Origin of the sequence: Allomuricauda sp. R78024 (genome assembly GCF_044596045.1) — a bacterium.
Taxonomy (GTDB): Bacteria; Bacteroidota; Bacteroidia; order Flavobacteriales; family Flavobacteriaceae; genus Flagellimonas.
On sequence record NZ_CP138995.1, the window covers coordinates 70153 to 88642 of the forward strand.

An 18490-nucleotide genomic window follows, 5' to 3' on the forward strand; every position below is an offset into this window, starting at 1 on the left:
ATGTACCTCAACTGCCATACCTATTTTAGCATGCGCTATGGAACATTTTCCGAGCTGGAGTTATTAGAACTCGCTCAACAAAACCAGATAACTCAATTGGTGTTAACAGATATCAACAACACCTCTGCTTGTCTCAATTTTGTGAGAAAAGCTACAGAATATGGGGTTAGACCCATTTTAGGAATTGATTTTAGAAATGACGTTCGGCCTTGCTTTATAGGAATTGCAAAGAACAATGAAGGCTACTTAGAACTAAACAATTTTTTATCCCAGCATATTCATGAAGAACTTAAAATTCCTCAACGAGCCCCAAGATTCAAGGATGCATTTGTTATCTATCCATTTGAGCAGGCATTATTAAATGACATGCAAGATTTTTTAGAACACGAATTTATAGGAATCTCCATCCATGACTTGAGAAGATTGCCATTCTCTGGATTGATAAAACTTAAAAACAAATTAGTAGTACAACAAGCTGTTACTTTCCGAAATAAAAGTGATTTTAATGCACACCGATTGTTACGTGCCATTGACAACAATGTGCTTCTGAGCAAACTCCCAAAAGAGCAAGAAGCAAATGAGGATGAGAAAATGTTTCCCATACAAAACCTGGCAACTGCTTTTTCAGAATACAGTTTTATTCTGGAGAACACTGAAAAACTTCTCCAGAAATGCAGTATTCATTTCGACTTTTCAAAAGGACGAAAACCCCAAAACCTCCAAAGCTATACAGGTAGTGTGGAAGAAGATGAAAACCTCATTGAAAAACTATGCCATGAAGGACTTCCGTATCGATATAAGGTAATTGAGAATTCTATCAAAAACCGATTGAACAAAGAATTAAAGCTCATTAAGAAAATGGGGTTCGTTTCTTATTTCTTAATCAATTGGGACATTGTTTCCGAGGCGAACCGAAGGGGTTTTTATTATGTGGGACGAGGAAGTGGTGCCAATAGTATTGTAGCCTACCTACTTAGAATCACTGATGTAGACCCTATGGAACTTGACCTTTATTTTGAACGATTTATTAATCTATACAGAGCCAACCCTCCCGATTTTGATATAGATTTTTCTTGGAGAGACAGACCGGCCATGACCCAGTACATTTTTGAGCGTTTTGATCATGTAGCGCTTTTAGGAACTTATGTCACCTTTAAAGAACGAGGGGTAATTAGGGAATTGGGTAAAGTTTTTGGGCTTCCCGCACAAGAAATCGATTTCCTATCCACCGGCAGGTATACTCTTTCACAATTGGATGATATTTCCAGGCTTGTTCTTAAATATGGTGCCTTGTTAAAGGGAAAGCCCAACTATCTAAGCATTCATGCTGGAGGAATATTGATCAGCGAAAAACCATTGCATTGGTTTTCTGCCACTAATTTGCCTCCAAAAGGATTTCCTACTACGCAATATGATATGGTCATCGCAGAAGATGTGGGTCTTTATAAGTTTGATATTTTGGGACAACGCGGATTGGGAAAGATAAAAGAAGCTTTGGAAATTATTTCTTACAATCAGCCAGAAAAGCATAAGGAAATAGACATCCATGACATTAAAGGTTTTAAGACAGATGTTACTATAAATAACCTTATTAAGACAGCGCAATGTATGGGATGTTTTTATGTGGAATCTCCCGCTATGCGAATGCTTTTAAGAAAACTGGAGGTTGATAACTATTTGGGGCTCGTGGCAGCAAGTTCAATCATTAGACCAGGAGTGGCCAAGAGTGGCATGATGCGAGAATATATATTACGCCATCGAAACAAAGGAAGAGCCGAGGAAAAAGCACATCCTGTAATGTTGGACATTATGCCTGACACCTATGGTGTAATGGTCTACCAAGAAGATGTGATTAAAGTAGCCCATCATTTTGCTGATTTGGATTTAGGAGAAGCAGACGTACTCCGTAGAGGAATGAGCGGTAAATTCCGTTCGCGTGAAGAATTTCAAAAAGTCAAGGACAAGTTCATATCAAATTGCAGAAAAAAAGGTTATGATGACACTCTCATTTTTGAAATTTGGAATCAAGTAGCCAGTTTTGCAGGCTATGCCTTTGCCAAGGGGCATTCCGCCTCTTATGCTGTAGAGAGTTACCAAAGCTTGTTCTTAAGAGCATACTTTCCTTTGGAATATATGGTTGCCGTACTCAATAATGGAGGCGGCTTCTACCGCTCCGAATTTTATATTCATGATGCCCGTATGATGGGCGCAACAATCCACTCGCCTTGTATAAATAACAGCGATGTATCCAATCGAATCTATAAGAAACATATTTATCTCGGAATGATGTATCTACGAGATTTAGAAAGTAGGGTAGTAGAACGAATTTTAAAAGAGAGAATTCTACATGGCAACTTTGTTTCTTTAGAAGACTTTCTGGATAGAGTGACTATTTCTGTAGAGCAATTGTCAATCCTTATCCGCATTGACGCCTTTAGGTTTACCAAAATCAACAAACATGAACTGCTTTGGAAAGCACATTTAATGTTATCCAAAAATGATCGTTTGGAGCACCCCAAGCTTTTTCCACCTCGCCATCAAAAATTCCAAATTCCTAAACTGCATACCACAAATCTTGAAACCGCCTTTGAACAACTGGAACTGTTAGGGTTTAGTCTATGCAGTCCTTTTGAGTTATTGGCAGAACCTCTAAAAAATTCCAACGGACAACAGAATTTAAAACGCTACCTAAACAAACATATCGACATCTATGGTTATCTGATAACAGTGAAGAATACCAGCACCCATAATGGCAAGCACATGCATTTCGCGACCATGGTAGACCAACATGGCGAAGTGTTTGACACAGTACTTTTCCCTCCAGTTGCTGCTAAATATCATTTTAGAGGTAAAGGTATCTATAGGTTTTATGGCAAAGTGGTAGAAGAATTTGGTTTTTTGAGCATTGAAGTCATTAAAATGCAAAAGCAAGACTATATATCTGATCCTCGTTATGCGGATATGAAAACAAGTAAGAAATTACTAAAGAGTAAATCTTAAGACTATGCCGTCGCAAGTTCTTGTAACGCATTCACCAAATAATCAATGTCCTTTTTGGTAATATAAATAGCAAAGGAAAGACGTAGCGCATTTAAGCCATGACTTGTCATGGGCCTGCAATCAATACCATAATTCTCCCAAAGCTTTTCTTTGATATCCTTAACGTCCTTTCCATTTACCTCTACCACCTGAATAGCACTAGAAAGGTCATCTAGCGCTGGACTTTTTATGGTAAAATGATCATTCCCCTCAATCTTAGACCGAAAATAGGTCTTAAGTTCATAGCTCCGTCTATGTATTACTTCAGCACCTATCGTATTATGAAAATCAACAGAGGCACCTAGCCCTAAAACTTCTGGCAGATTGCGGGTATTGTAATTCTCCAATCGACGAATACTTTCATCTGTATGTCCACGGGCGACCATTAAAGGTTTTAAATGATGTTGGCTTTCTTTTTTGGCATAAAACACTCCTACACCTTTAGGAGAAAACAACCATTTATGGGAGCTGGCCGAATAAAAATCACAGCCCAATTCATGCAAATCTATTTTAAACATCCCAGCTGATTGCGCACCATCCACAGCTACTAAAATCCCTTTTTCATGAGCTATTTTGGAAATTTCTTGAACTGGTAACAACATACCATTGGTATTCACCATATGGCACATGGAGATTATTTTGGTCTTTGGTGATATTGCCTTTTTATAAACTTCTGTCAATTCTGAAACACTTTTAGGGAGAACCGGCAATTCTGGACGAACCAATCGTATGCCTTTGGTTTCCTGCCAGACTTCCCAAGGAATTGACCCACTTGGATGTTCATGGTCGGCCAAAATAATCTCATCCCCTGGCTGCAGGTCAAAACTCCGTGCTATAAGATTCATTCCTTCAGTGGTATTATGAATCAATGCAATTTCCTCTGCATCCACCGAAAAAAGGTTGGCAATGCTTTCTCGAACTTTTTCTTTTTCCTTTTGCCATCCGCCCCACATATATTTGGAAGGAAACCCATCCAATAAATCCCTAAACCCTAATGTGGCTTGGCGTATAGAAGTTGAAGAAGCACCTAAGGAAGCATTGTTGAAGTAGCGAAGTCCATCCGCCATATTAAATTGGGATTTAACCAACTCCCAATACGCTTCTGATGTATAATCGCCTTCAAAAAGTCCTTCTGCTTTCCAATGATTAGTCAAAGAATTACCAAATACTGGCAACGCAAAGGAACCTATTGCTCCTTGACCAAGACGTTTTAAAAAAGTTCTTCGGGTTTTATAATCCATTCCACTTTGTTTTACAGCAATAAAGTTACCATTGGCATAATCGCACCAATCTAATATAAGGATTTCACCTTGTCCTTTATTCCTAAAATGAAATGAACCTACCTAATCTATTTGAAAGCAGGAAGTCCTGTAATATCCGCACCCGTAATCAATAAGTGGATATCATGTGTTCCCTCATAAGTGATTACACTCTCCAGGTTCATCATATGACGCATGATGCTATACTCACCGGTAATACCCATTCCACCTAAAACTTGTCTTGCTTCTCGTGCAATCTTGATTGCCATATCCACATTGTTACGCTTGGCCATAGATATTTGCGCAGTAGTTGCTCGACCTTCGTTTTTAAGCTGTCCCAATCTGAACGCTAATAATTGAGCCTTGGTGATTTCCGTAATCATCTCGGCCAATTTCTTTTGTTGCAACTGTGTAGCAGCAATGGGTTTTCCAAACTGAATACGCTCTTTGGCATACCTAAGTGCAGTATCATAACAATCCATGGCAGCACCGATTGCTCCCCAAGCAATACCATAACGAGCAGAATCCAAGCAGCCCAATGGAGCGCCCAATCCACTTTTACCTGTCAAAAGATTCTCTTTAGGCACTTTCACATTATCAAAAATGAGCTCACCAGTGGCCGAAGCTCTTAAAGACCATTTATTATGCGTTTCTGGAGTAGAGAAACCTTCCATGCCACGCTCCACAATAAGTCCATGTATTCTTCCTTCTTCATTTTTAGCCCAAACCACGGCAATGTCCGCAAATGGTGAATTGGAAATCCAAAGCTTAGCACCATTTAATAGAAAATGGTCACCCATATCTTTATACTTGGTTTCCATACCACTAGGATTGGAACCATGATTGGGTTCTGTTAGTCCAAAACAACCCATCCATTCCCCTGTTGCTAATTTTGGTAAATATTTTTTTCGTTGTTCTTCTGATCCGTATGCAAAAATTGGGTACATCACCAAAGAAGACTGGACAGAAGCCGTTGAACGAACTCCACTATCCCCCCTTTCAATTTCTTGCATGATCAACCCGTAGCTTATTTGATCCAAGCCTGCCCCACCATATTCTTCAGGAATGTATGGTCCGAAGGCTCCAATCTCTGCCAATCCTCCAATAATTTCTTTGGGAAATTCAGCTTTTTGGGCATATTCTTCTATAATTGGTGAAACATCACGCTTCACCCATTGACGGGCGGCATCACGTACCAATTTATGTTCTTCAGAAAGTAAATCGTCAAGATTGTAGTAATCAGGGGCTTCAAATAAATCTGGCTTCATTCAAGAAAATTTTAATCAAAGGTAATAATGAAATATAACAATTCACATCCAAATTGTTACATTTTTAAATAGAATGCTTTCGTTAAACTAATATAATCCTTTGTGTATTGTTGACGTTCCAATTCAATGGTCAATTCATCTATTTCAGGCTTAGTTTCTAAAAAACAAAATTCCAGCATGCTCCTTATAAAATCTGTATTGGGATTTCCTTTTACTCTGGTTATTCTTTGCAAATGAAGTCCAAACTCTTTCGCTAAACCAACAAATTGGATTTCTTCTTTAAAAGGAATGATTACTGAGAAAAGCCCATTTTCAGAAAGTAGTTTTGATACTCCTTCCAAAAGTTCATTGAAAGGCAAGGAAATATTCTGGCGCGCTTTGTCTCTAGAAGCATCCCCGCTTGTAACTTCTTCTGAATAAAATGGTGGGTTTGAAACTATTAAATCATAACTATCTTCTATCTCATCCATGAATTCATCCAGTCCTGCATGATAGCAAAATAGTCTATCTGCCCAAGGCGATGCTTCAAAATTTTCCACGCACTGTTCATAAGCACTTTCATCCAACTCAATAGCATCAATGGTTTCTGCAGTGGACCGCTGAGCCATTTGCAACGCAATTAAGCCAGTTCCCGCTCCAATATCCAAAATAGAATCAGGTTGGGATTCCAAAGATGCCCAAGCCCCCAGTAATACTCCGTCAGTGCCAATTTTCATCGCACAGCGATCTTGGTGAACCTCAAACTGCTTAAACTTAAATGGGCTACTCATCTATTCTACCAGGCTCTCTAGTTTCGGACCCTTCCAACTCATATAAAGAATCTCCAAGTCTTGATCTCATATTATTGGCCAAATACTTGATTTTAGAAACTACTTCAGGGTTTTCAGATGCAACATTTTTAGTTTCACTAATATCATTTACCACATCGTATAGCTCAATTTCTTCCATGTCAATCATCCTATATTCACCCGGCAATCCATCCTTTCCCGGTTCTTGACCGTCCATAGTACGATAACGATGCGGAAAGTACAGTTTCCATTTTCCATAGCGTACTCCAAACATTTCGTTCACTCGATAATAAAAGAAATAGGCTTCCTGGACAGGTTCTTCACTTTCTCCAGACAAAACACTCCAGGCGTTCTTACCATCTATTATTTTCTGAGGTAATTTAGCCCCAACAAGCTCAGCAATAGTGGGTAGAATATCGATGGCCATTACAGGCACATCAACAACTTTTGCTGGCTTTAATTTTTTTGGATATTTTATAATGAATGGTTCGCGCTGACCACCTTCCCATGCTGTTCCTTTTCCTTCACGAAATGGCTCAGCACTTCCAGCATGATTTCCGTAGGATAACCAGGGACCATTATCCGAAGTAAAAATAACAATAGTGTTTTCTTCAAGGCCATTATCCTTAAGGGTTTTCAAAATCTGCCCTACAGACCAATCAATTTCCATAATCACATCCCCGTACAATCCTCTTTTTGACTTCCCTTTAAACTTATCAGAAACAAACAAGGGAACATGGGGTTGTGGATGCGGCACATATAAGAAGAAAGGATTATCCTTATTTCTTTTGATAAAATCCACACTACGCTCCGTTATTTGAGTGGTCAATTGTGACTGCTCCGTTAAAGTGTCAATTACAGTTTCATTTTCATACAACGGCAGGTCCGGAAAGTTAAAAATTGGCCCTTGTTGTGGGTGATAGGGCCACATATCATTGGAATAGGGAATGCCAAACCATTCATCAAACCCGTGTCTGGTGGGCAAAAACTTTTGATGATGTCCTAGGTGCCACTTTCCATAGATAGCGGTAGCATATCCCTTTTCTTTTAGCATCTCCGCAAGAGTGGTCTCTGTCGCGTTTATTCCATGAGTATTGTCTGGTCCTAAAGCATTATGAATACCTATACGATTTGGGTAACAACCTGTTAATATACCAGCCCTTGAAGCGGAACATACTGCTTGCGCGGAATAGTAACTGGTCAATTTGACGCCTTCAGCAGCCATTTGATCCAAATGGGGAGTTTCTATATCAGGTGAACCAAAAACACCTACATCCTGATATCCTTGATCATCGGTGAAAATTAGCACAACGTTTGGTGGACCTTCAGGTTTTTTGGTTTCCTCCTGTTTATTTCCACAAGAAACAAGACAAAAAACAAAGACAATAAAACAATAGCGAAACATAATTTGAAGATGAAAGATGGGCTTAAATATAGTGTTAAATCACTACATTTTAGTTTTAAGATAGATAGAGATCCACCAGCCCTTCTGGTGTCTTTACATGAATCTGTTTGTTCTGGCGATCCACCTTGGTGATAATATCATCAGTAATGGGAATGAGTAATTCTTTGCCATCTTTCTCCGCTTCAAAAAGCTCTTGTGAAGCACTATCATTTACTGCTTTGATGATTCCAATATTTCCATGGACTTCATCCATCAAGGTAAATCCAATTACTTCGTGAAAATAAAACTTGTCTCCGGATAAAGGTGGAAGCATGTCTAAAGGAAGATACAATTCTGCCCCAATCATTTTATCGGCTGTGGGCTCATCTTTCACCTCTTCAAAATCAATACGGAGCAAAGCTGATTTATGTAACCGACAGCGGTCAATAAAAAATGGAATCAGATTGTTCCCAATTGAAACAAATACTGATTCCATGTTTTCGTAGATATCGGGCTCATCGGTATCTAATTTTACCAATAATTCACCCTTAAAACTATATTTTGAAACGACTTTGCCCAGGTAGAAACAATCTTCCTTACGCATAGTCTGAATGTTTACTCTTCTTCCTTGCTTGCTTCAGCTTCTTCTGCAGGAGCAGCTTCCTCAGCTTTAGCTTCTGGTTCTGCAGCAACTTCTTTAGCCGGTTCTGCTTCTTCCACTTTAGCTTCAGGCTCAGCAGCAACTTCTTCTTGTGCTGGAGCTTCTTCTGCAACTGCCTCAGCTACCTCAACAACAGGAGCACTTTCTTCAACAACTTCTTCTTCTACTTCTGGTAATGCTGCAGCAGCTCTTTTATCACTAACTTCTTTTTCAGCTTCCAATGCTTTGGCCTTAGCGTCAGCTTTTGCTTTATCCAAACCACCAACTTTAGCAGCTACAGCTTTTTCTTTTTCTTCAACCCAAGCTTTGAATTTCTCTTCTGCTTGCTCTTCGGTAAATGCTCCTTTACGCACACCACCTAATAAGTGATGCTTCATCATAACACCTTTATAAGACAGAATTGCTCTAGCCGTATCTGTAGGCTGTGCTCCATTGCTCAACCATTTTACAGATCCATCAACATCTAAATTGATGGTAGCAGGGTTCGTATTAGGATTATAAGTTCCCAATTTTTCCAAATATTTACCGTCTCTTTTTGATCTAGAATCTGCTGCAACCACCCAATAGAATGGTTTACCTTTTTTACCGTGTCTTTGTAGTCTAATCTTTACTGGCATATCACATTAATTTGTAGGGTGCCCGACCCTGATTATTAATTCTTTTTAATCGCTTTCTAGTTAAGCGGGTGCAAATATAATCCAAATCCTTTAACAGTCAATATGTTTTGTGTTTTTTATTGGTTGATAAATCTTCACAACTCTTTTTCCTGTAATCTGTCTTCTTCCTTATTTTTATTCATTGCTTTTAATTTAGTTTTCGACTGCTTCTTCGACAGGCTCAGGATAGCTGGCAAAACGAATAGAATCTTATACTATGTATTTAATCTTTGATACTGAAACCACAGGCTTACCCAAGCGATGGAACGCACCAATTACAGATACTGATAATTGGCCCCGTTGTATCCAGATTGCATGGCAATTGCATGATGAATGGGGTAATTTGGTAGAGCATCAAGATATGTTGATTCAGCCAGATGGATTCAACATCCCCTATGAAGCAGAACAAATTCATGGTATTTCTACAGCTTTGGCTGAACAAGACGGAGTGCCTTTAAGTGAAGCTTTGGGGCTTTTCAATGAAGCACTTTCCAAAACAAAATTTGTAGTTGGTCAAAATGTGGATTTCGATATTAATATCATGGGCTGTGAATTCCATCGTATGGGTGTTGAAAACTCTCTGACCACACTTCCTGTTTTAGATACTTGTACCGAAGCTACAGCGGAGCTCTGCAGAATTCCAGGTGGGCGTGGCGGTAAATTCAAATTACCTACACTTACAGAACTTCATGAATACCTTTTTGGCGAACCTTTTGCAGAAGCGCATAATGCAACTGCAGATGTGGAGGCTACTACAAGGTGTTTTTTAGAACTGGTCCGTAAAAAGCATTTTTCTATACAAGAACTAGATGTACAGCCTGACTATTTTGAACATTTCTCCGAAACCAATCCACAAGTCGTTCCTCTTATTGGACTAAAGCACATCAACCTTAAAAAAGCATCTAAGGCTATAGCGGATGAACTATGGGCCGAAGACACTGGAGAAATTTCAGAAGCTGAGATCAACGAGAATGTTGAAAGTCTAGCGAATGCATCTTTTGCACATCTGCACAATCATTCCCAGTTTTCGGTACTTCAATCCACCATAAATATTAAAGACTTAGTCAAGTCAACAGCACAAAACGGAATGTCAGCAGTTGCCTTGACCGATCATGCAAATATGATGGGCGCCTTTCATTTTGTAAAAGAGGTAAAAGCCCATAACAAGGCTGCAAAAGAAAAGAATGCCGAATTAGTCGAAAACGGTGAAACTCCAATAGAAAAGGAAATCACCCCCATTCTTGGCTGCGAATTTTATGTTTGCGAGGACCACACCAATAAAAACGTAAAAGATTATGGCTATCAAATAGTATTACTGGCCAAAAACAAAAATGGCTACCATAACTTGGCCAAAATGTCTTCCATTGCTTATACAGATGGGTTTTATTACGTGCCAAGAATCGACAAAAAAATAGTTGAACAGTACAAAGAGGATATAATTGTGCTTACTGGCAACCTTTACGGAGAAGTGCCCAACAAAATATTAAATGTTGGCGAAAAGCAAGCCGAAGAAGCATTACTCTGGTGGAAAGAACAGTTTGGAGACGACCTGTATGTGGAAATCATGCGTCACGGTCAAGAAGATGAAGATCGTGTAAACCAAGTTCTGATTCCATTGGCTAAAAAATATCAAGTAAAATTGGTGGCTACCAATAATACTTATTACTGCGACAAAAAAGACGCCGATGCACATGATATTTTACTTTGTGTAAAAGATGGCGAAAAACAGGCTACGCCCATAGGCAGAGGTCGTGGGTATCGTTATGGAATGGCCAATCAGGAATATTATTTTAAGTCTTCAGATGAAATGAAGACCTTATTTAAAGATGTTCCAGAAGCCATCTTGAATGTGCAAGAGATTGTGGATAAAATTGAACCATTTGATTTGGCCCGAGATGTTTTGCTTCCAAAATTTGATATTCCGAACGAATTCAAAGTAGCGACAGACGAAACTGATGGAGGGAAACGAGGAGAAAATGCTTATCTAAAACATATTACCTACCTAGGTGCCGAAAAACGATACGATAAAATCACCGATGAAATCAAAGAGCGAATTGATTTCGAACTAAAAACCATAGAAAATTCTGGATATCCTGGATATTTTTTGATAGTTGAAGATTTTATTAGGGAAGCACGAAATATGGACGTGTCCGTTGGGCCTGGTCGGGGCTCTGCAGCAGGTTCCGTGGTTGCCTATTGTTTATGGATCACCAACATTGACCCATTAAAGTATGATCTTCTTTTTGAGCGTTTCCTAAATCCAGACAGGGTATCCATGCCCGATATTGATATTGATTTTGATGATGAAGGTCGAGGCAGAGTCATGGACTATGTTATCAATAAATACGGTGCCAATCAGGTTGCACAAATTATTACTTACGGCACCATGGCCGCTAAGTCTTCTATTAGAGATACAGCACGGGTTCTGGATTTACCCCTAAACGATGCAGATCGTATTGCAAAGCTTATCCCCAACATGTCCAAATTGAACAAAATTTTTGGGGTTGAAGAATCTGAACTAAAGAAAAAGTTCCGTTCTGACGACTTGGAAAAAGTGCATGAGCTATTAAATATTTCAGAAGGTGATGATTTAGAAGGGCAAACGGTTAAAATGGCTCGCGTCCTGGAGGGTTCACTTCGTAATACTGGCATCCATGCTTGTGGCGTTATTATTACCCCAGATGATATTACCAATTTTGTTCCTGTAGCAACAGCAAAGGATTCAGACTTATATGTAACCCAATTTGATAACTCCGTAGTAGAGAGTGCCGGTCTTCTAAAAATGGATTTTTTGGGATTGAAGACCTTGACACTTATCAAGGATACGGTAAAGATTGTAAAAGCCAGGACTGGAGTAGAATTGGTTCCTGATGATTTCCCTTTGGATGATGAAAAAACATATGAATTGTTCCAACGTGGGGATACGGTGGGGATTTTCCAATATGAATCCCCTGGAATGCAAAAGCACATGAAAAACCTAAAACCTTCGGTTTTTGATGACCTTATTGCCATGAATGCCTTGTACCGACCTGGACCAATGGAATACATTCCTAGTTTTATTGCTCGTAAGCATAGGGATGAAGAGATTACCTATGACCTTCCAGACATGGAGGAATACCTTAAAGAAACTTACGGAATTACGGTTTACCAAGAGCAGGTGATGCTTCTTTCTCAAAAACTTGCCAGCTTCTCCAAAGGTGATGCGGATGTTTTACGAAAAGCAATGGGTAAAAAGATATTTGCCCTACTTCAAAAATTGAAGCCACAGTTTCTGGATGGTGGTGAAAAGAATGGTCACCCAAGGGATGTGCTGGAAAAGATCTGGAAAGACTGGGAAGCCTTCGCATCTTATGCTTTTAATAAAAGTCACTCCACATGCTATGCTTTTATCGCATACCAAACGGCTTACCTAAAAGCTCACTACCCAGCTGAATACATGGCAGCGGTATTATCCAATAACATGAACGATATTAAGCAGGTTACTTTCTTTATGGAAGAATGTAAACGCATGGGATTGGAAGTGCTTGGTCCTGATGTAAACGAATCCTACTACAAATTTGCGGTAAACCAGAGCAATGCGGTTCGTTTTGGAATGGGAGCTATTAAAGGAGTTGGACGTTCAGCTGTAGAGACCATTGTGAAAAACAGGAAAGAAGATGGACCTTACAAATCAGTTTTTGATTTGGCCAAACGTGTCGAGCTTCGTGCCGCCAATAAAAAATCTTTTGAAAATCTTGCTCTAGCTGGGGGATTCGATTCTTTTGGGGATACTCATAGGTCGCAATACTTTCATGATGAAGGAGATGGAATATCTTTTCTAGAAAAAGTAATAAAATCGGCATCAAAATATCAGGAAAATAAAAACTCTTCGCAAATGGATATGTTCGGAGGAATGAGCGAAGCGCAAATTGCAGAACCTATTGTTCCTCCATGTGAAGATTGGGGTACTATGGAAAAACTACGTCGAGAAAAGGAAGTAGTAGGCATTTATATTTCTGGACATCCTTTGGATGATTTCAAAAAAGAGATTACCGCATTTTGCAATAGTAGTGTTTCAGCGTTTTCCAATTTAGACCACTATGTCAATCATGAATTGACAGTAGCAGGAGTAATTACTGATGTGCAGCATCGTATTTCCAAAAACGGAAAGGGCTGGGGCCTTTTCACCCTCGAAGATTATACAGATACCCATGAATTCCGAATTTTTGGGGAAGAATACCTAAAGTTCAGGCATTTTTTAATGATCAATTCCTTTGTTCATGTAAAAACGTATGTCCGTGAAGGGTGGGTAAATAGGGAAACCGGTAAAAAAGGAGACCCTAGATTACAGTTCAATGATTTTAAACAGCTACAGGATGTCATGGACTCCTATGCCAAAAAACTTACCATTAAACTGGATATAGACCGCCTTCAGGAAAACCGAATACAAATCTTAAAGGATACCTTAACATCACATAAAGGAGATCATATCCTCAATTTTGTAGTTTATGAAATGCAAGATGAAATAAAGCTTAATCTTTCTAGTAGAAAACAAAAGGTAAAAATCAACAGTGAACTCCTTTCTGCATTGGAAGAGAATGAGATACATTACAAATTGAACTGATTGCACAATAATTAATGTTGATAGCACGATAATTAAAACGAATATAAAGCCAGTAAGGAAAGTGGTCAATATTTGACTAAATTTGCGAATATTAAAATAAATAAAATGGCACTAGAAATAACAGATGCAACTTTTGATGAAGTAGTACTTAAAAGCGACAAGCCCGTCGTTGTAGATTTTTGGGCAGCATGGTGCGGTCCTTGTAGAATGGTAGGACCTATCATAGATGAGGTAAGTTCTGAATATGAAGGCAAGGCAGTTGTTGGAAAAGTGGATGTAGATGCCAATCAACAGTTTGCAGCTAAATATGGTGTTCGTAACATTCCCACGGTTCTTGTTTTTAAGGATGGAGAGATTGTTAATCGTCAAGTTGGGGTATCTCCCAAGAAAGTATATACAGACGCAATAGAAGCTGCACTGTAAGCTTTATAAATAATTACAAGTTTTAAAAAAGGTTTGGCACATGCCAAACCTTTTTTGTTTTATATTGAGCCATCAATCTTTGTATGGATATTAGGTCAGAACTTCATAAAGCCCAACTCTTTCAAAATCTTGAACTCTTGGCTAACCAAATTGTTGAAGGTTTTATCAGTGGAATCCATAAAAGCCCGTTCCATGGGTTTTCTGCTGAATTTGCTGAACATAAGATTTACAATGCAGGAGAAAGCACCAAACATATTGATTGGAAACTGTTTGCCAAAACTGACAGGTTATATACCAAAAGATATGAGGACGAGACCAATTTAAGGTGCCATATGATTCTGGATAATTCGGCCTCTATGTATTATCCTGAAATAAAACAACCTGATCTTGCCAATCTGAATAAAGTAGGCTTTGGAGTTTTGGCCATAGCTGCACTCATGCAAATTTTGAAAAAACAACGCGATGCCGTTGGGTTGAGTATTTACTCAGATTCATACCATTTTTATGCCTCTGAAAAAAGTAGCGAACGACACTTTCAAATGTTGTACTCCAAGTTAAATGAGATTTCAAACACCACAAGTACCTCTGAAACTACCAAAACGTATACGTATTTACATCAAATTGCAGAGAAGATACATCGTCGCAGTCTTATTTTTCTGTTTTCAGATATGTTCCAAACAGAAACCGAAGAGGCACAACTTTTTGAAGCACTTCGCCATTTAAAATACAATAAACATGCGGTGGTGCTTTTCCATTTATTAGATCACAAGCATGAACTTAATTTTGATTTTGAAAACACTCCCAAACGTTTTGTTGATGTAGAAACAGGAACACATATAGATTTATATGCCGACAACATTAAAAAAGCTTATAACGAAAAAGCAAAGCAATATCAAGAAGACTTAAAATTGAAGTGTGCGCAATACAGAATAAAATATGTGGGCGTAGATATAGGCTCCAATTTTTCACAAGTACTAAATACCTTTATGATAGAGCGACAAACGTTTGTGTAGTTCTTCATTTTATTTTTGAAAATTCTTTTGTTGAATCGAAAACAGGGATGTATATTTGCACTCGCTTCACAAAAAGCAATAGTAACAAGGTTTGAATCTGACTGTCGTCAGAGTCTATTTTAGATAAAATCATTGGTCTGGTAGTTCAGTTGGTTAGAATACCTGCCTGTCACGCAGGGGGTCGCGGGTTCGAGTCCCGTCCAGACCGCAAAAAGCCTTCAACAAATGTTGAAGGCTTTTTTGTTTTCAGAATTCTCATCACAAATCTAATCCCATATTCTCTCAAGGAATTTTATGAAATTGAGGTGCATTATATTTTTGACATCACCATCTGAATAACCTCTTTTGGATAGTAAAACAGGAATTTTCTGCAAATCAGCTATAGTATTAAGGTCATCTGGAGTTTGTTCTTTGCCAAATGCTCCATCAAGATCGGTTCCGATGCCTACATGCAACGAATTCCCGGCCAATTGGCATATGTGATCAATATTATCTACCATTTGGTTCAAAGTAACCCCCATATCTTTTGGGGTAGATTTTCCCCTTATCCAATTTGGAACCATCATCCATGCATCAAGAGCAATGCCTATGACCGCTTTTCTACGAATAAGTTCATTGATTTGCTCATCTGAAAACTGCCTATTGTGGTTCACAAATTTTCGACAATTATTATGGCTTGCCCAAACCGGCCCATTGTAAATCTTCATTGTTTCCCAAAAACTCATATCACATAGGTGGGTAGCATCTAAAATAAGATTGAGTTCTTCAATTTTTTTGAGAAGTTCTTTCCCTTTAGTGCCAATTCCTCCGATGGAGTCAGTGCCATGTGCATATGTCCCTGGCCCATAATGCGCAGGACCAATAGCCCTTAACCCCATTTCATGGGATTTTTCTAGATGGTCTATGGTAACAATTGAATCTGCGCCTTCCAAGCTAAGTATGTATCCAATTGGTTTTTTGGAGTCACTAGCACCACGTTCCCAAAGTGCCATATGCGTTTTTAACTCTTTTATATTGGTAATTTGCACCATCTCACCAATTTCTTCCATAGCCTTGTACCAGGCAAATTGACCCTGGGTTTGTGCCCAAGCTTGGTGCGGTGAGTTCCAACCTGGTAATGGACTTCCTCTTTTTACGTAACGAGCAATTTGTGTTGCTACGCAGAGGCCAACATTACCTTTTCGCATTGCCGGCAAGGAGACCGTGTTTTTTCCTCTATCGGGTTTATCGATCATTCCTGCTTCGCTCTTTCTAATGTCTTCAACAGTCCAGGTCAAATCCCTGTTCCACTCCAAAGCGTTCATGGCCAAATCTAAATGAGCATCGAATACGAACATAGTTGGGTATTTATAGTAAAAATATTAAACAGCCCTTCTTTTGTTGCTTTAATGCAACTGGAACATAGCCTCTACTTCAACGGGAATATTGTCTGGCAACATCATGCCAACTGCACTTCTGACTCCAATGCCGTTTTCTTTTCCGAACACATCAGCCATAAGTTCACTGAACCCATTTACAACATAGGGTTGCCTTCCAAAATTTGGAGTAGAATTAACCATTCCTAAAACTTTGACCACCCGTTTTATTTTATCCAAACTACCAAAATGTGTTTGAATGGTAGATAACATGGTTAGTCCAACTTGGCGAGCTGCCAATTTAGCTTCATCTTCGTTTAGGTCATCTCCAGCGCGACCCACCATTAAAGTACCATCTAGATTAATGGGGCCTTGTCCAGAAATGTATAGAAAGTTGTCCACTACCAACAGTGGCTTATAAACTCCAAGGGGTTTAGGAGCAGGCGGAAATTGAAGTCCTAATTCTTTTATTCTTTCTGAAGGTAAATTATCCATTATTTTAAAAATTAAATAAACATATTCAGTGTTAATACTCCCAATAGCCCAATTACACCAACCAAAGTTTCCATTACCGTCCACGTAGATAGTGTTTCTTTGACCGTTAGGTTGAAATATTCTTTGAACAACCAAAAACCAGTATCGTTCACATGGGATAACATTAGACTTCCCGAGCCAATGGCCAATACCATAAGTTCTGTATTTACACCTGTTCCTGATGCCAATGGAAGTACAATGCCGGCCGCTGTCAATCCAGCAACTGTTGCAGAACCAACACAAACCCGTATGGCTGTTGCAATCAGCCAAGCTAAAATCAAAGGAGATACACTAGATCCTTTTAATAAATCCGCAATGTAATCGCTCACGCCACTATCTACCAGTACTTCTTTAAGAGCACCTGCCCCTGCAATAATCAACAGAATCATAGTGATACTGGATACTGAGCTGGATAGAGAATCCATCACCGCTATCATCTTTTTACCTCTTGCCAAGCCCAATGTATAAATCGCTACCAACACGGAGATTAACATCGCAATGACCGGGTTCCCCAAGAAGACAAGAATAGTCTTAATGATACTTTCTTGCATAAATTGATCTACCGCGATGGAGAGACCAATTAATATTATAGGTAATAAAGCAGTCATTATACTAACCGCTACACTTGGTAAATACTCATCTTTTATGATAACAGGATTGTAAAATTCTTTCAAAGGTTTAGCCTCTATTTTTTTTATTGTTCGAGCAAAAAGAGGGCCTGCTATTACAATTGCGGGAATTGCTATAATAATACCATAAATCATGGTTTTCCCGATACTGGCATTAAACATTGCAGCAATAGCCGATGGAGCTGGATGCGGTGGCAGATATCCATGGGTTACAGACAAAGATGTGAGCATAGGTAACCCAACATATAATAATGGAAGACCTGTTGACATTGCAATGGTAAATACCAAAGGAATCAATATTACAAAGCCAACAGAATAAAACATGGGAATACCAACAATAAATCCAGTTAAGACTACTGCCCATTGTACATATTTAACCCCGAAAGCTTCTACTAATTTTGTGGTAATTTGCTGGGCTGCGCCACTATCCGCCACCAGTTTCCCTAACATAGCCCCTAGACCTAAAATCAACACCAAAAAACCAAGCGTATTCCCAATGCCCGTCTGGATGGATTTAACAAGACCTTCCAAGTCCATATTTTGGGATATTCCTACAAATAAGGATACAATTATAAAGGAAAGAAAAGCGTTGAGTTTAAATTTTGCAATGAGTAGAAATAATAGAAGTATTCCTAATACAACAAAAACAATGGGCATAAATTTTGGTTATTGGTCGATTATAAATGTAATGATTCAGGAGCAAAAAACCACCAATAATCTAACGCGGATTACTATCAAAAAAGGCGAATATTGTGATGTTACCATAAAATATCAGTTTTCAGCGTTTACAAAACATCAACCGATTAATAAAATTAGCTAAAAGTCTATATCATAAGCTTTAAAAAATAAGACCTTATTCCGCCCAAACCGAAAAAAGC

13 protein-coding genes and 1 tRNA gene are annotated in these 18490 nt (G+C 38.8%); 5 read left to right on the forward strand and 9 right to left on the reverse strand.

The features are described from left to right. On the forward strand, positions 1 to 3000 hold the full coding sequence (locus SJY44_RS00355) for a DNA polymerase III subunit alpha (protein ID WP_396590796.1): 3000 nt from the start codon (positions 1 to 3) through the stop codon (positions 2998 to 3000). A gap of 2 nt (positions 3001 to 3002) precedes the next feature. Here the strand turns inward: SJY44_RS00355 and SJY44_RS00360 are convergent, their stop codons facing one another. From SJY44_RS00360 to SJY44_RS00385, 6 genes are all read right to left on the reverse strand, one after another. Beyond that, positions 3003 to 4280 carry an aminotransferase class V-fold PLP-dependent enzyme gene (locus SJY44_RS00360; protein WP_396590797.1) on the reverse strand — a complete coding sequence of 426 codons (1278 nt, stop codon included), beginning with the start codon at positions 4278 to 4280 and terminating at the stop codon, positions 3003 to 3005. A gap of 107 nt (positions 4281 to 4387) precedes the next feature. Then, positions 4388 to 5566, reverse strand: coding sequence for an acyl-CoA dehydrogenase family protein (locus SJY44_RS00365; protein ID WP_396590798.1), 1179 nt, complete (start codon positions 5564 to 5566; stop codon positions 4388 to 4390). Between the two features lie 56 nt (positions 5567 to 5622). Continuing rightward, entirely contained in the window at positions 5623 to 6336 is a 714-nt protein-coding gene (locus SJY44_RS00370; protein ID WP_396590799.1) for a tRNA1(Val) (adenine(37)-N6)-methyltransferase, read from the reverse strand. Then, positions 6329 to 7759 (reverse strand): sulfatase, encoded by a 1431-nt coding sequence (locus tag SJY44_RS00375; RefSeq protein ID WP_396590800.1) that lies wholly within the window; start codon positions 7757 to 7759, stop codon positions 6329 to 6331. Before SJY44_RS00375 ends, SJY44_RS00370 begins: the two co-directional genes overlap by 8 nt. A 55-nt stretch (positions 7760 to 7814) precedes the next feature. Next, entirely contained in the window at positions 7815 to 8342 is a 528-nt protein-coding gene (rimM, locus tag SJY44_RS00380) for a ribosome maturation factor RimM (protein ID WP_298929861.1), read from the reverse strand. An 11-nt stretch (positions 8343 to 8353) separates the two neighbouring features. Continuing rightward, the gene (locus tag SJY44_RS00385; RefSeq protein ID WP_396590801.1) at positions 8354 to 9016 is read right to left on the reverse strand and encodes a 30S ribosomal protein S16; all 663 of its coding nucleotides are present in this window, start codon (positions 9014 to 9016) and stop codon (positions 8354 to 8356) included. A 256-nt stretch (positions 9017 to 9272) separates the two neighbouring features. Here SJY44_RS00385 and dnaE point away from each other — a divergent pair, with 256 nt between their 5' ends. The 4 genes from dnaE (at position 9273) to SJY44_RS00405 (ending at position 15302) form a co-directional block, all read left to right on the forward strand. Further along, positions 9273 to 13658 carry a DNA polymerase III subunit alpha gene (gene dnaE / locus SJY44_RS00390; protein ID WP_396590802.1) on the forward strand — a complete coding sequence of 1462 codons (4386 nt, stop codon included), beginning with the start codon at positions 9273 to 9275 and terminating at the stop codon, positions 13656 to 13658. Positions 13659 to 13763: 105 nt separating this feature from the next. Beyond that, positions 13764 to 14081 (forward strand): thioredoxin, encoded by a 318-nt coding sequence (gene trxA, locus SJY44_RS00395; RefSeq protein ID WP_109659383.1) that lies wholly within the window; start codon positions 13764 to 13766, stop codon positions 14079 to 14081. An 83-nt stretch (positions 14082 to 14164) separates the two neighbouring features. After that, the gene (locus SJY44_RS00400) at positions 14165 to 15094 is read left to right on the forward strand and encodes a DUF58 domain-containing protein (protein WP_396590803.1); all 930 of its coding nucleotides are present in this window, start codon (positions 14165 to 14167) and stop codon (positions 15092 to 15094) included. 134 nt (positions 15095 to 15228) lie between these two features. Further along, positions 15229 to 15302 (forward strand) — tRNA-Asp (locus tag SJY44_RS00405). Positions 15303 to 15360: 58 nt separating this feature from the next. Here SJY44_RS00405 and SJY44_RS00410 read toward each other — a convergent pair. From SJY44_RS00410 to SJY44_RS00420, 3 genes are read right to left on the reverse strand one after another with little or no spacing between them, the layout of a single operon-like run. After that, entirely contained in the window at positions 15361 to 16431 is a 1071-nt protein-coding gene (locus SJY44_RS00410) for a dipeptidase (RefSeq protein ID WP_396590804.1), read from the reverse strand. 48 nt (positions 16432 to 16479) lie between these two features. Then, entirely contained in the window at positions 16480 to 16944 is a 465-nt protein-coding gene (locus SJY44_RS00415) for a RidA family protein (protein ID WP_298929933.1), read from the reverse strand. A gap of 11 nt (positions 16945 to 16955) precedes the next feature. After that, a complete protein-coding gene (locus SJY44_RS00420; RefSeq protein WP_396590805.1) occupies positions 16956 to 18269 on the reverse strand; it encodes a gluconate:H+ symporter in 1314 nt (437 codons plus the stop codon). Positions 18270 to 18490 lie beyond the last annotated feature (221 nt).

Coding starts and splice junctions, on each gene's coding strand:
- SJY44_RS00400 (WP_396590803.1), top strand. CDS start 14,165: ATGGATATTAGGTCAGAACTTCATAAAGCCCAACTCTTTCAAAATCTT.
- SJY44_RS00370 (WP_396590799.1), bottom strand. CDS start 6,336: ATGAGTAGCCCATTTAAGTTTAAGCAGTTTGAGGTTCACCAAGATCGC.
- SJY44_RS00415 (WP_298929933.1), bottom strand. CDS start 16,944: ATGGATAATTTACCTTCAGAAAGAATAAAAGAATTAGGACTTCAATTT.
- SJY44_RS00360 (WP_396590797.1), bottom strand. CDS start 4,280: ATGGATTATAAAACCCGAAGAACTTTTTTAAAACGTCTTGGTCAAGGA.
- SJY44_RS00355 (WP_396590796.1), top strand. CDS start 1: ATGTACCTCAACTGCCATACCTATTTTAGCATGCGCTATGGAACATTT.
- trxA (WP_109659383.1), top strand. CDS start 13,764: ATGGCACTAGAAATAACAGATGCAACTTTTGATGAAGTAGTACTTAAA.
- dnaE (WP_396590802.1), top strand. CDS start 9,273: ATGTATTTAATCTTTGATACTGAAACCACAGGCTTACCCAAGCGATGG.
- SJY44_RS00385 (WP_396590801.1), bottom strand. CDS start 9,016: ATGCCAGTAAAGATTAGACTACAAAGACACGGTAAAAAAGGTAAACCA.
- rimM (WP_298929861.1), bottom strand. CDS start 8,342: ATGCGTAAGGAAGATTGTTTCTACCTGGGCAAAGTCGTTTCAAAATAT.
- SJY44_RS00365 (WP_396590798.1), bottom strand. CDS start 5,566: ATGAAGCCAGATTTATTTGAAGCCCCTGATTACTACAATCTTGACGAT.
- SJY44_RS00420 (WP_396590805.1), bottom strand. CDS start 18,269: ATGCCCATTGTTTTTGTTGTATTAGGAATACTTCTATTATTTCTACTC.
- SJY44_RS00410 (WP_396590804.1), bottom strand. CDS start 16,431: ATGTTCGTATTCGATGCTCATTTAGATTTGGCCATGAACGCTTTGGAG.
- SJY44_RS00375 (WP_396590800.1), bottom strand. CDS start 7,759: ATGTTTCGCTATTGTTTTATTGTCTTTGTTTTTTGTCTTGTTTCTTGT.